Source organism: Microbacterium terrisoli (genome assembly GCF_030866805.1).
Taxonomy (GTDB): Bacteria; Actinomycetota; Actinomycetes; order Actinomycetales; family Microbacteriaceae; genus Microbacterium; species Microbacterium terrisoli.
Window position 1 is genome coordinate 3,227,561 of record NZ_CP133019.1, and the last position, 12,997, is coordinate 3,240,557.

The following is a 12,997-nucleotide window of genomic DNA, read 5'->3' on the forward strand; positions in this document are numbered from 1 at the left end:
GTGCCTCAGTCCGCGGTCTCGGGCGCGGTCGCCGGATCGGCGGTCGGTGCGGCCATCCACGCGAAGGCGTCGTCGATGGCGGCGGCGTATTCCAGGCTGACCGGCCCGGCGTACCCGAGTTCGCGGCTGCGGTCGATCCAGGCGCGAAGAGGCAGGATGCCAGTGCCCGGCGCACCGCGACCCGGGGCGTCGGCGATCTGGATGTGACCGAAATCGGCCGCGTGGTCCTCGATCACCGCCGCGACGTCGTCGCCGTTGACGGCCAGGTGATAGAAGTCGGCGAGCAGCTTCACGTTGGCAGCACCGACCCTGTCGATCACGGTCAGCACATCGGCGGCCTTGCGCAGCGGGTAGCGCGGCACGCCGCTGACCGGCTCGAGCAGCACGGTGCCGCCGATCGCGGCGACGCCCGCGGCGGCGGCGGCGAGGTTCGCCGCCCCCGTCGCGTCCTGCGCTTCACGGTCGACGTCAGCAGAGCGGTTGCCGTACAGCGCATTGAATCCGGTCGTGCCCAGCGCCCGACCGATGCCGACCACGACGTCGATGTTGTCGTGGAACTCGCTCTCGCGGCCCATCCACGACACGAGACCGCGGTCGCCGGCAGGCAGGTCGCCGGCGGCGAAGTTCAGTCCGGTCAGCTGCACTCCCGCGTCGCGTATCGCACCGATGAATGCGTCGACCTCACGATCGGCGGGCACGGAATCGGCGAACGGCCACCAGAACTCGACGGCGTCGAACCCGGCGGCCTTGGCGGCCGGCGGACGCTCGAGCAGCGGAAGCTCGGTCAGAAGGATCGAGCAGTTCACGGTGTAGGCCATTGCGCTGTGCATTCGGGGTGTCGAGGGCTTTCGCGGTGTCGAGGGCTTTCGCGGTGTCGAGGAACGTCGGCTCAGGCGTCGCCGCCGCCCGAGCCGGTCGAGCCGGCGTTCACGTCGAGCAGGCGGTACTTCTGCGCTGCGGCGGCCGGGGTCGCGGCATCCACCTCTCCGCGCGCAGCCAGCAGCTGCAGCGTGCGCACCACGATGGACGGGCCGTCGATGTGGAAGTACCGGCGGGCGGCGGCCCGCGTATCCGAGAAGCCGAAGCCGTCGGCGCCCAGGGTCGCCCAGTCGTTCGGCACGAACTGGCGCACCGAGTCCGGCCAGTCCTTGGCGTAGTCGCTGACCGCCACGATCGGGCCGTGCGCATCCGCCAGCTGGCGCGCGATGAACGGCACACGCACCTCGCGCTCCGGGTGCAGGAATGCCTCTTCTTCGGCGGCGACGGCGTCGCGGCGCAGCTCCGTCCACGACGTGACCGACCAGACATCGGCCGCGATGCCCCAGTCATCCCGCAGCAGCTGCTGTGCCTCCTGCGCCCAGGTCACGCCGATGCCCGAGGCGAGCAGGTGGGCACGAGGCGTCTCCACCTGTGAGATGCGATGGATGCCGCCCAGCACGCCGGCGACGTCGAGGCCGTCGGGCTCGGCCGGCTGCACGATCGGCTCGTTGTAGACCATGAGGTTGTAGATGTGGTTGCGGTCGGTCGACTCCGCGCCGTACATGCGCTCCAGGCCTGCGCGCACGATGTGCCCGATCTCGTATCCGAACGCCGGGTCGTAGGTCACGACGGCCGCATTGGTGGCAGCCAGCAGCGGCGAGTGCCCGTCGGCATGCTGCAGCCCCTCACCGGTCAGCGTCGTACGGCCTGCGGTGGCCGAGATGAGGAACCCGCGCGTCATCTGGTCGGCGGCCGCCCACAGCGAGTCGCCGGTGCGCTGGAACCCGAACATCGAATAGAACACATACACCGGGATCAGCGGCACGCCATGGGTCGCGTACGCGGTGCCGGCGGCGGTGAACGCGGCGACCGAACCGGCTTCGTTGATGCCGACGTGCAGGATGCGGCCTTCGACCGACTCCTTGTAGGCGAGCACGATGTCGCGGTCGACCGACAGGTAGTTCTGCCCCTTCGGGTTGTAGATCTTGGCGGTCGGGAAGAACGCGTCGATGCCGAACGTGCGCGCCTCGTCGGGGATGATCGGCACTATGCGCTTGCCGAACTCCGGGTCGCGCATGAGGTCTTTGAGCACGCGCACGAACGCCATCGTGGTGGCCGCCTGCTGCACTCCGGTGCCGCGCGCCGCGACGGCATAGGCCTTCGGATCGGGCAGCGCGATCTCGGTGCGGTCGGGCCTGCGCTCGGGCAGATAGCCCCCGAGCTCACGGCGGCGCTGCTGCAGGTACTGGAGCTCGGGAGCGTCCTGTCCCGGGTGGTAATACGGGGGCTGATACGGGTCGGCGTCGAGCTGCTCATCGGTGATGGGGATGCGCAGCGCGTCGCGGAACGCCTTGAGGTCCTCCAGCGTCAACTTCTTCATCTGATGCGTCGCGTTGCGCGCCTCGAAGCGTGCGCCCAGCGAATAGCCCTTGACGGTCTTGGCCAGGATCACGGTCGGCTTGCCGTTTCGCTGCATCGACTGCGCGTACGCGGCGAACACCTTGTGATAGTCGTGGCCGCCGCGTTTGAGCTGCCAGATCTGCTCGTCGGTGTACTCGTCGACCAGTGCCCGGGCACGCGGGTCGCGGCCGAAGAAGTTGTCTCGGATGAACGCACCCGACTCGCCCTTGAACGTCTGGTAGTCGCCGTCGAGGGTCGTGTTCATGATGTCGCGCAGCGCGCCGGACTCATCGCGGGCGAGCAGGTCGTCCCATTCGCGGCCCCAGATGACCTTGATGACGTTCCAGCCCGCGCCGCGGAAGAAGCCCTCGAGCTCCTGGATGATCTTGCCGTTGCCGCGCACCGGACCGTCCAGCCGCTGCAGGTTGCAGTTGATCACGAACGTCAGGTTGTCCAGACCTTCGTTGGCCGCCAGCTGCAGCAGGCCGCGGCTCTCGGGTTCGTCCATCTCGCCATCGCCGAGGAAGGCCCACACGTGCTGGTCGCTCGTGTCCTTCAGGCCCTGGTTGTGCAGGTAGCGGTTGGACTGCGCCTGGTAGATCGCGTTCATCGGGCCGATGCCCATCGACACCGTCGGAAACTCCCAGAACTCGGGCATGAGTCGCGGATGCGGGTACGACGACAGCGCATGCCCCTCGTGCGACTTCTCCTGCCGGAAGCCGTCGAGGTCGGCCTCGGACAGGCGACCCTCCAAGAAGGCGCGCGCGTACATGCCGGGCGAGGCATGGCCCTGGAAGAAGACCTGGTCGCCACCGCCGGGGTGGTCCTTGCCGCGGAAGAAGTGGTTGAACCCGACCTCGTAGAGGGTGGCCGCGCCGGCGTATGTCGAGATGTGACCGCCCACGCCGATGCCCGGCCGCTGCGCCCGGTGCACCATGACCGCCGCGTTCCACCGCATCCATGCCCGGTACCGGCGCTCGATCGCCTCATCGCCCGGGTAGGCGGGTTCGTCGGCGGCCGGAATCGTGTTGACGTAGTCGGTGGTCACCGGCTGTTCGGGGGATACCGCGGCAGCGGCGGTTCTGCTTCGCCCGGTCAGGGTCCGCAACAGGTATTCGCCGCGTTCGGTGCCGCGTTCGCGGACCACGGCGTCGAGCGATTCGATCCATTCCGCCGTCTCTTCGGGATCGGAATCGACCGGGTGACCATCGACGCCCGGGGCGCTGTGCAGTGTGGACACGAATGGTCCTCTCTCTCGTGGATGACGCAGGTCGTGCGGGTTCGGGTCGTGGGCACGCCGTCCTGATCGGGCGCGGGGAGGATCAGCGGGCGGGAACCGTGACGTCGAACGCCTCGGCCAGCTGCATGATCTTGCGGGCCCGGCCCAGACGCGGCAGGTCGCTGCCGTCGCGCACGATGCGGCCGCGCGCGTCGAAGTCGGACAGGAATTCCTGCGCCCACTCGACGTCGGTGCGCGTCGGGCTGATGACCTCATTGACCACGGGCGTCTGATCGGCCGACAGACACAGCTTTCCGGTCATGCCCATGGTCACCGTCGTCGCCGACTGCTCACGCAGGATCGGGTGGCTCGTGCCCACCGTCGGACCGTCGATGGGGCCGGGCAGGTTTCCACAGCGGCTGGAGATCACCAGGCGCGCCCGCGGGTAGGCCATCGCCTCACGATCGGCGGCCATGCCGGTGTCGCGACGGAAGTCGCCGCTGCCGAATGCGAGCCGGAAGGCGCCGCGCGCACGCGCGATCTCGGTGGCGTTCTCGATGCCCACTGCCGACTCCACCAGCGCGACCACGGGCACGTCGCCGCCCAGGCGCTGTGCGGTGTCGGTCACTTGAGCGCCGAACTCGGTCTTGGCGAGCATGACGCCCTTCAGCCCTCGCACGCGCCGCAGGCTCTCGAGGTCATCGGCCCAGAATTCGCTGGTGACGTCGTTGATGCGCACCCATGCCTCGCCGCCGTTGCTCAGCCACCTCACCACATCGTCACGGGCATCCGGCTTGTGCGAGGCATCCACCGCGTCTTCGATGTCGAGCACGACGACGTCGGCGTGCGACGCGGCGGCCTCGTCGAAGGTCTCGGGCCGGGTCGCGGCGACCAGCAGCCACGAACGCGCGAGCTCTGCGGGGACCGCGCGCTTGCCTGACGCGGTGAGAAGGGCATTCATCGTCACATCCGTTTCATGGAAGTCTGTTTTTGTCTAACGGACCAGACTACCTCCGCCCGGAGATCACGCACGCCAGCCGTCATCCCGCTCGGATGGATCTGCATCACCGGGCGACACGCGTGCCGTCCAGGCAGTACGTTCAGCTGAACACCATCACAGGAAAGAGAGTCACATGGGATTCTGGGACATCTTCTGGTTCATCATCTGGTCGTTCTTCTTCGTCGCCTACCTGATGGTGCTGTTCTCGATCATCGGGGACCTGTTCCGCGACCGCGAGCTGAACGGCTGGTGGAAGGCTCTGTGGATCATCTTCTTGATCTTCGTGCCGTTCCTGACCTCGCTGGTCTACCTGATCGCGCGCGGCAGGGGCATGGCCGAGCGCAGCGCGACACAGGCGCATGCGGCCAAGCAGGCGACCGACTCGTACATCCGCGACGTCGCCGGCAAGAGCCCCTCGGATGAGATCGCGGATGCCGCGAAGCTGCTCGAGGCGGGCACCATCACGACCGAAGAGTACGAGATGCTGAAGGCCAAGGCCCTGAGCTGATCGTCTGCGGGCGTTCGGGTCGCGTCAGCGACCCGAACGCCCGAGCTTCTCGACGACCTCCAGCAGCACCGCCGCCGACCGCGGCCACGTGAACCGGGCGATGTGCTCGCCGCCGGCCTCGACCATGGCCTCGCGCACGGCGTCGTCATCGAGCGCTGCGACCGCATCGGCGAAGTCATCCGGATCGTCGGGGTCGATATAGCGGGCGCCGGGGCCGGCGACCTCGTGGAAGATCTCGAGGTCGCTGACCACGGCGGGCACGCCGAGGGCCAGCGCCTCGGCGATCGGCAGTCCGTAGCCCTCGTCGTAGCTCGTGGTCACCAGCACCGCCCGGTCGGCCAGCAGCTGTGCATACTCTGCGTCGGTGACCCCGTCGTGGAAGACGACGTCGGCGCCGTCGGGGATCAGCGCTTCGAGGTCGGCCCGGCGCCGCGGCGAGATGCGGCTGAGCAGATGCAGCGTGCGACCGGGCAGACGCCCCATCGCACGCACCAGGGCCTCGACGTTCTTGTAGGGCATGAACGAGCCCATGTAGACGAGGTTGGTCGCTCCCCCCACGACGGGGGAGCCGGCCGGCAGCAGCGCACGCAGGTTCTGCGGCGCGTCGGGGACCACCACGACCGGGCGGCGGGTCAGGCGCACCTGCGCGAACTGGATCTTGCTCGTGCGGCTGACGGTGGCCACCACGTCGGCACCGTCGAGCACCATCCTCTGCGGGATGTACGACAGGTGGAAGATGCGCCAGCCGATCCGCACCGGCCAGGGCAGATCGCGCGGCGGCCGCCGATGCCGGTAGTAGATCATGTCGTGCAGGGTGAGGATGAGCGTGAAGCGGCGGCCGATCGTCCCGATCGTCTGCATCGGCGAGAAGACGACATCGGGCCGGTACCGGTTCAGCCGCAGCGCGGTGAACGGTTCACGCACCGAGGTCGGGGCATGGATCTTCAGCACACGCGCACCGGCCGGCAGCAGCGCCCGCTGCGCATCCGCCCAGATCAGGAACACCACATCGACGCCCCGCTGTGCCGCCAGCGGCAGCAGCGCCGCCGCCAGGTCCGCCGAATAGCGGCTGATGCCGTCATGGAAGTCGGTGCGGATGTAGCGTGCGTCGAAGAAGAGGCGCATCTCAGGTCGGCTCGCCTCGGTACAGCTTCTCGAACGTGTCCAGCGTCTTCTGGATGTCGTGGATCTCCACGCCGTCCAGCGACGCCGTCTGCATCCGCAGGTATTCGGCGTCGTCGGCGGTGAGCACCCGGCGCAGCCGATCGGCGAGTGCGTCGACATCACCCGGGGGGAACAGGTACCCGTTCTCGCCGTCGTGGATCAGATGCGGCAGGGCCACGGCATCCGCCCCGATCACCGGCAGACCCGATGCCATGGCCTCCATCGTCGCGATGGACTGCAGCTCGGCGATCGAGGAGATGACGAAGACGTCGGCCTGCGTGTAGGCGGCGCGCAGCTCGTTCTCGGGGACGCGCCCGCGGAAGGTGACCCGATCCGCGATGCCGAGCCGGTCGGCCAGCTGCTCGAGGTTCTTGCGCTGGTCGCCGCCGCCGACGACCTCGAACGCGATGTCGATCTCGGGAACGAGCTTCGCGATCGCCTGCAGCGTGACATCCACATGCTTCTCGGTGGTCAGCCGCCCGACGAACAGCACCCGCCGGTGCGGTCGCGGCGTGAGATCCGGCGTGTAGTTCGCCTTGTCGATGCCGCAGCTGATCGGCACGACTCCGTGGATGTCGATCGTCGACTCGAGGAAGTCTGCGGCCTTGCGCGTGGGCGTGGTCACCGCGCGCGCCATCTTGAGGGTGCGCGCGGCGTCGCCCCATGCGAGCTTGACGAGCACCCGGTCCAGCACCGGCGGCAGGGTCGTGAAGTCGATGATGTTCTCGGCCATGACGTGGTTGGTCGCCACGATGGGGATGCCGCGCTTGCGCGCCTCGCGCGCCAGCCCGCGGCCGATCACGATGTGCGACTGGATGTGCACGACGTCGGGCTTGACCTGGTCGAGCACCTTGCGCGCGTAGTGCTTGCTCATCCACGGCAGCACGAAGGTCAGCCAGTCGTGCGGGGTCCATCGCCATGACGCGAGGCGGTGCACCGTGACCTGCTGTCCCTCGACGTCTTCGACGAACGTGCCGTGATTGCGGTGCCCGACACTGGGCGCCGAGACGTGCACGGTGTGCCCGCGGGCGACCAGGCCGGCAGCCAGCCGCTCGGCGAAGCGTGCGGCTCCGTTCACGTGTGGTGCGAACGTGTCGCAGCCGAGCAGCACTGTCAGCGGTTGCGAGTCCGGCGCGGCGTCCGAGGCGGCGGGATGCTGCGGGTCCGCGGGGGCGGGAGTCACTGTCGGCGAGAGCCTCTCTGTGGTGCGGCGCCGGGGCGGCGCGGCATCCACTGTACCTGAGGCCCCTGTCGGGGCTGGGAAGAACCGGGGGTTGTTTTCAGGAGCCGCCCCTAGCCTGGAGCCATGTCGCGACTGCAGGCCGACGCCCCCGTCGATCGCTGGGTACCGGTGACCGGCTCGCTCGGGTTCAGAGGCCGACGCCATCGCAAGGCGGCGATCCGGATGCTGTTGACCCAGGCAGGCGGCACGCTGGGTGCACAGCAGCGTTCGGGCGGCGGCGCGATCGCATGGATGCTGAGCCAAGCCGCTCCTTTTCTGATGCGGAAGGCCGACGGGCGGATACTGATCTGGGTGTGGAAAGACGATCCGCAGCTGCTGGTGGCGATGGCGCAGCTGCAGGAGGCGACGCCCCAACTGCGCACCGCACGGGCGATGATGCCGATGGAGTACGACGACACCGAGCAGTTCCGCAACCCGCACCTGGGCGTCGGCGAGCGCCTGCTCATGCCGCTGCCCGAGAACCCGGCCACACCCCCGTTCGCCACCTACACGTGGGACACCGGCACGCACTTCGTCTCACTCACGGCCGTGTGCCCTGATCGCACCAGGTTCGGCACGATCACCGGGGCGGTCGATGACCTGGCCCGCACCCTGCGGGTGGTCGATGACTTCAGCGTCGGCGAATCCAACGTGCTGCGCTTGGACCCCAGCTGATCAGTCGTCGATGGACGCGTCACCCGACAGCCAGCGCAGCCACCGCGCTCCGGGGTCGCCCTCGAGCACGAGCGCGCGCACCAGCAGCGTCAGCGGGATCGACAGGATCGCACCCAGCGGGCCGATGATGAACGCCCAGAAGATGACGGAGAAGAAGCTCAGCGTGAGGCTCAGGTTCACGGCATCCGCAACGAACTTCGGCTGCACGAGCACCTGCAGGACGACGTTGACGACGCAGTAGATCGCGATCACCGCGAGCAGCATCGGCCAGCCTCCCACCACCAGCGCCAACAGCGCCGGTGGGATCAGACCGATCACGAAGCCGATGTTCGGGATGAAGTTCGTCACGAACGCGAGGATCGCCCAGACGACCGGTGCGGGAATGCCCAGCCACCACAGGGCGAGTCCGTCCAGGATCGCCACCACCGCCCCGAAGCTCGCGTTGACGATGTAATACCGGCGCACTCCGGTGTTGAAGCGCTGGAAGCGCTGGACGGTGGAGTGGATGCCGCGGCCGAACTCCTGCTCGGCGCGCGCGTACCGTGCTCCGTCGACAGCCATGAAGATCACGTAGGCGAGCACGAAGAACAGCGCCGTGATCACCCCGATCACCGTGCCGCCCAGTGAGGTCACGGAGGAGAGGATCGTCGACGCGTCGAGGAAGGTCGCCGTGGCATTCGACACCTGCGTGTCCAGTCCCAGAGAGCTGAGCCACGCGACGAGGTTCTCCGCAGTCGTGGCGAGGTCGTGCGCGTAGTCGGAGACCAGTCGTGCGAACTGGATGCCGGCGAACACGAGGAGGAGCACGAGGAAGATGAGCACGATGTATGCCACGGCGATCACAGCCGTCGTGGCCAGCCACCGCGGCCATCCGGCGCGCTCGAGCGGATGGCGCAACGGGTGGCAGATGATGACGATGACCGCACCGAGCGCGACCGGCCCGACGATGTCGCGTGCGAACCACAGACCGGCGAGCGCGATGACGGCTGTCGCAAGAATGAGAAGGACCCGCAAGGCCGGACCGAGCGCAGGCGGGGAGGGCACTGCAGGCTGGTCGCGTGGTGTCACCCGGCCAGCGTATCGGCGGTAGTGGTTACGGTGGCTGTGTGAGCGAACGCGACATGGTCCAGCTGCCGGGCGGCGAGTTCCGCATGGGCTCCGACGAGTTCTATCCCGACGAGCGACCGGTCCACGATCGTGAGGTCGCCGGGTTCTGGATCGATCGGTTCGAGGTCACCAACGAGGACTACGCGGCGTTCGTCGACGAGACCGCTTACGTCACGGTCGCAGAGCGTGAACTCGATCCTGCGACGTTCCCCGGCGCCGACCAGGCCGACCTGGTGCCCGGCTCCATGGTCTTCACGCCGACGAGCGGGCCCACTGATCTGAGCGACTGGCGCAATTGGTGGCGCTGGCAGCCCGGGGCATGCTGGCGCTGTCCGTTCGGTCCCGACTCGGGCATCGACGACAGGATGCGGCATCCCGTCGTCCACATCGCCTACGAGGACGCCACCGCGTACGCGACGTGGGCGGGCCTCCGGCTGCCGACCGAGGCCGAGCACGAGTACGCGGCACGCGGCGGACTGGTCGGGGCGCGGTTCGCCTGGGGCGATGAGACCTACCCCGACGGCGTCGCGCTGGCCAACTCATGGCTGGGGCGATTCCCCTACGACAACCAGGGTGTGGGCGGCACGGCTCCCGTCGGCGCATACCCGCCCAACGGCTACGGCCTGTACGACATGATCGGCAACGTCTGGGAGTGGACCACCGACTTCTACACACCGCGTCACGTGCGACTGACCGAGAAGCCCGTCGACGCCGGAAAGCGCACCAATCTGCTTGCGCGGGCCAGCGCGCAGGAGGCTTTTCCGGACATTCCCCGGCGCGTTCTCAAGGGCGGGTCGCACCTGTGCTCGCCGGACTACTGCCTGCGGTTCCGCCCCGCCGCCCGCTCGCCGCAGGCGGAGGACACCGGGATGTCGCACATCGGATTCCGCTGCGCGCGCGACGCGTGAGGCGCTTGACGGGTTCGCGGTGAACCGCGCGTCCCGCGGCCGGCGCGGTGCGATGATGAGCCCATGACGCACATCGACGTGCCCCGGGCGCCGTCCACGGCAGAGGGCATCGCCGCCGGACGAGCCCGACGCGCGCAGATGCGCCGTCGCGAGCTGGCGCGGCTGGGTGACGGTCCGCGCGACCCGATCGGCATCATCGCCCGGCAGAACCAGACGCGCGTCGCCGATCTCGTGCCGGTGCGCACCGAGCGGATGAGTTCGAGCGCGTTCACGTTCTATCGCGGTACCGCCGCGCTCATGGCCGCGGACCTGGCCCGGGGCCCGTCCAGCGGCATCCGAGTCGCCTCATGCGGTGACGCGCATGTGGCCAATTTCGGCTTCTACGCGTCGCCGGCGCGCGAGCTCGTGTTCGACCTCAACGACTTCGACGAGGCGGCGTGGGCCCCGTGGGAATGGGACCTGAAGCGTCTGGTCACCAGCGTCGTGATCGCCGGGCAGGCCACGTCCCGCGACGATGCGGTGGTGCAGCGGGCCGCGCGGCAGGCCGTCCGCCGGTACGCTCGTGCGCTGCGGGCCGGGCTGCAGCTGTCACCCGCTCAGCGATACTTCACGCACTTCGCCGCCGACGCCGCAGCCGCAGGGCTCGACACGGTGTCGCGCAGGGCGCTGCGCTCGGCCATTCGCGACGCGCGCAAGCGCACCGGAGAGCGCGCGGCTCGCCGCGCGACCGAAGCCGACGCACAGGGACGGCACACGTTCGTCGAGAACCCGCCGACGATGACCCACGTCGAACCGGCGCTGGTGGACGGCGTCCACTCGCTCGTCGAGCAGTACGCGCAGTCGGCCAACGTCGACATCCGCGTGCTGCTGCGCAGTTACACGGTCAGCGACGTCGCGCGACGCGTCGTCGGCGTGGGCAGCGTCGGCACCCGATGCTTCTTGGTGCTGCTGGCAGACGGCGACGGCAGGACGCTGCTGCTGCAGGCCAAGGAGGCCGGGCGCAGCGTGCTTGTCGAACACGGCGGTGTCGACCAGCCCGATGAGGTCGCCGAGCACACCGCGCAGCACGGAGAGGGGGGCCGTGTCGTGGCCATGCAGAGAATCCTGCAGGGCGCATCCGACCCCTTTCTCGGCCATCTTCGATCGTCTGCCGACTCGCTCGGCGGCGGCGTCGACCTCTACGTGCGTCAGTTCCACGACATGAAGGGCGGCATCGACATCGAGACGCTCGAGGACGTGCCGTTCCAGCGGTACGCGCAAGCGTGCGCGATCGTGCTGGCCCGCGCGCATTCGCAGTCGCCGGCGACGGCGATCGTGTCGGGCTATCTGGGGAACGGCCGCGCCGCGGTCGAGCCCATGCTCGAATGGGCATATGCCTATGCCGACGTGTCGCGAGCCGACCATCAGGCGTTCGTCGACGCGCACGCGGGGCGAGCGACAGAGTGAGCGCGCGGCGGCGCGGGCCGGGTCAGGATGCCGTGTCTTCGCGTGGCTCGTCGGCGTCGTCCGATGAGAGACCCACCGCCGGGCATGGCCGTGCCGCGTCCACACCGAACATGGCCTCCACTGCGGCGGTGAACTCGTCGGCGCGGCCGTCGGCGGCCAGTTCCCGCGCACGCACGGACGGCATGTGCAGCAGGACGCCCGCCAGGTGCCGCAGAGCGGCCTCGGTCTGACCCGACGCGTCTCGGGGACGCGCCCGGGCGATCTCGGCGTCGAGCACCTCGAACACGTGCGAGCGCAGCGCGACCAGCGCCGGGGTGACGGCATCCTCCGCCGCGGCCCGACGGTAGTCGGCCAGCGCCTCGTCGACGAGCGCCCGCGCATCGGCGGCCGCCTGGAACTCGGGCAGCGGCGCATGAGTGCGCAGCAGTTCGAGGTCGATCAGCTCGGTCTCGGGAACTGCCGCCACGTCGGGGTCGACGTTGCGGGGCAGGCCGAGGTCGACCACCAGGCGCCGGGCGAGGGCTCCGTGAAGCGCTCGGGCGGCGGTGACGGTGGATGCCTCGACAAGCACTGACTGCACGGTGCTGCAGGCGACGACCAGGTCGCTTTCGGCGAGGGCTGAGACAAGATCGTCTGCGGCGACGATGCCGTGGCTCGCCGCGAACCCGGCGGCGCGGCCGCTGCGCGAATACACCTGCACGTCGCGCACTCCGCGTTCGCGCAGAGCGGCAAGACTCGCGCCGGCGTATCTGCCCGTGCCCACCAGCAGCACATGCGTCTGTGCCCAATCGGTGATGCGGGACTCGGCCATGTCGAGCGCCAGGCGCACGACCGAGCGGCCGGCACGCGAGAGCGCCGTGCGGTTCTTCACCCCGCGCGAGGTGCGCGCGGCGAGTTGGAAGACGCGCTCGAGATCGCGGGTCGCGGTGCCGCGGGCACGCGCCGATTCCAGCGCGCGGCGCACCTGGCCGGCGATCTCGCCCTCACCGACGACGACCGATTCCAGACCACTGGCCACCGCGAACGCGTGGGCGGCGACGGCTTCGCCGCGCAGGATGTCGCCGGCCGTGCGCACCTCGTCGGCGGTCATGTCGGCGGCCTGCGCGATCGCCTCGACGACGACGTCAGGCGTGCGGGCTGCGGCATCCATTCCATCTGCGGAATATTCATCGACGGGCACGTCGACATAGGCTTCGAAGCGGTTGCAGGTCGAGAGCACGACGTGCCCGGCGAGCGTGTCGCCGGCGGCCAACCGCTCGATCACCCGGTCGACACCGCGCTCGAAACGACCGAGCGTGTCGAAGGCCGCGGTCCGGTGACTCGAGGTGAAGCAGAACAGCACGATCACTGAGGATACGCCGCCCAGATC

Annotated in this window: 11 protein-coding genes; 4 read left to right on the forward strand and 7 right to left on the reverse strand. The window is 69.1% G+C overall.

Features of this window, described 5'->3' with window-relative positions; translation table 11 throughout:
- Nucleotides 1–5: 5 nt before the first annotated feature.
- The 3 genes from QU603_RS14630 to QU603_RS14640 form a co-directional block, all read right to left on the reverse strand.
- A complete protein-coding gene (locus QU603_RS14630) occupies nucleotides 6–818 on the reverse strand; it encodes a hydroxypyruvate isomerase family protein (RefSeq protein ID WP_308494040.1) in 813 nt (270 codons plus the stop codon).
- Between the two features lie 71 nt (nucleotides 819–889).
- Nucleotides 890–3,619: a pyruvate dehydrogenase (acetyl-transferring), homodimeric type gene (gene aceE / locus QU603_RS14635; RefSeq protein ID WP_308492108.1), complete on the reverse strand. Its 2,730-nt coding sequence runs from the start codon at nucleotides 3,617–3,619 to the stop codon at nucleotides 890–892.
- An 82-nt stretch (nucleotides 3,620–3,701) separates the two neighbouring features.
- Nucleotides 3,702–4,559, reverse strand: coding sequence for an HpcH/HpaI aldolase/citrate lyase family protein (locus QU603_RS14640; protein ID WP_308492109.1), 858 nt, complete (start codon nucleotides 4,557–4,559; stop codon nucleotides 3,702–3,704).
- Nucleotides 4,560–4,731: 172 nt separating this feature from the next.
- On the opposite strand from QU603_RS14640, the gene QU603_RS14645 reads away from it, so the two are divergent.
- Complete coding sequence (locus QU603_RS14645; protein ID WP_308492110.1) at nucleotides 4,732–5,106, forward strand: SHOCT domain-containing protein; 375 nt, start codon at nucleotides 4,732–4,734, stop codon at nucleotides 5,104–5,106.
- Nucleotides 5,107–5,130: 24 nt separating this feature from the next.
- Here the strand turns inward: QU603_RS14645 and QU603_RS14650 are convergent, their stop codons facing one another.
- Entirely contained in the window at nucleotides 5,131–6,231 is a 1,101-nt protein-coding gene (locus QU603_RS14650) for a glycosyltransferase (RefSeq protein ID WP_308492111.1), read from the reverse strand.
- Nucleotide 6,232: 1 nt separating this feature from the next.
- Nucleotides 6,233–7,453, reverse strand: a complete 1,221-nt coding sequence (locus tag QU603_RS14655; RefSeq protein WP_308492112.1) for a glycosyltransferase — start codon at nucleotides 7,451–7,453, stop codon at nucleotides 6,233–6,235.
- A gap of 123 nt (nucleotides 7,454–7,576) precedes the next feature.
- Between QU603_RS14655 and QU603_RS14660 the strand changes: the two genes are divergently transcribed.
- Complete coding sequence (locus QU603_RS14660; RefSeq protein ID WP_308492113.1) at nucleotides 7,577–8,167, forward strand: hypothetical protein; 591 nt, start codon at nucleotides 7,577–7,579, stop codon at nucleotides 8,165–8,167.
- Here QU603_RS14660 and QU603_RS14665 read toward each other — a convergent pair whose 3' ends face one another.
- On the reverse strand, nucleotides 8,168–9,235 hold the full coding sequence (locus QU603_RS14665; protein ID WP_308492114.1) for an AI-2E family transporter: 1,068 nt from the start codon (nucleotides 9,233–9,235) through the stop codon (nucleotides 8,168–8,170).
- A 53-nt stretch (nucleotides 9,236–9,288) separates the two neighbouring features.
- On the opposite strand from QU603_RS14665, the gene QU603_RS14670 reads away from it, so the two are divergent.
- Both QU603_RS14670 and QU603_RS14675 read left to right on the forward strand, forming a co-directional pair.
- Nucleotides 9,289–10,182, forward strand: coding sequence for a formylglycine-generating enzyme family protein (locus QU603_RS14670; RefSeq protein WP_308494041.1), 894 nt, complete (start codon nucleotides 9,289–9,291; stop codon nucleotides 10,180–10,182).
- 63 nt (nucleotides 10,183–10,245) lie between these two features.
- Nucleotides 10,246–11,628: a DUF2252 domain-containing protein gene (locus QU603_RS14675; RefSeq protein WP_308492115.1), complete on the forward strand. Its 1,383-nt coding sequence runs from the start codon at nucleotides 10,246–10,248 to the stop codon at nucleotides 11,626–11,628.
- Nucleotides 11,629–11,650: 22 nt separating this feature from the next.
- On the opposite strand, the gene QU603_RS14680 is transcribed toward QU603_RS14675, so the two are convergent.
- Nucleotides 11,651–12,970 carry a glutamyl-tRNA reductase gene (locus QU603_RS14680; protein WP_308492116.1) on the reverse strand — a complete coding sequence of 440 codons (1,320 nt, stop codon included), beginning with the start codon at nucleotides 12,968–12,970 and terminating at the stop codon, nucleotides 11,651–11,653.
- Nucleotides 12,971–12,997 lie beyond the last annotated feature (27 nt).

Coding starts and splice junctions, on each gene's coding strand:
- QU603_RS14630 (WP_308494040.1), bottom strand. CDS start 818: ATGGCCTACACCGTGAACTGCTCGATCCTTCTGACCGAGCTTCCGCTG.
- QU603_RS14640 (WP_308492109.1), bottom strand. CDS start 4,559: ATGAATGCCCTTCTCACCGCGTCAGGCAAGCGCGCGGTCCCCGCAGAG.
- QU603_RS14645 (WP_308492110.1), top strand. CDS start 4,732: ATGGGATTCTGGGACATCTTCTGGTTCATCATCTGGTCGTTCTTCTTC.
- QU603_RS14650 (WP_308492111.1), bottom strand. CDS start 6,231: ATGCGCCTCTTCTTCGACGCACGCTACATCCGCACCGACTTCCATGAC.
- QU603_RS14660 (WP_308492113.1), top strand. CDS start 7,577: ATGTCGCGACTGCAGGCCGACGCCCCCGTCGATCGCTGGGTACCGGTG.
- QU603_RS14670 (WP_308494041.1), top strand. CDS start 9,289: ATGGTCCAGCTGCCGGGCGGCGAGTTCCGCATGGGCTCCGACGAGTTC.
- QU603_RS14675 (WP_308492115.1), top strand. CDS start 10,246: ATGACGCACATCGACGTGCCCCGGGCGCCGTCCACGGCAGAGGGCATC.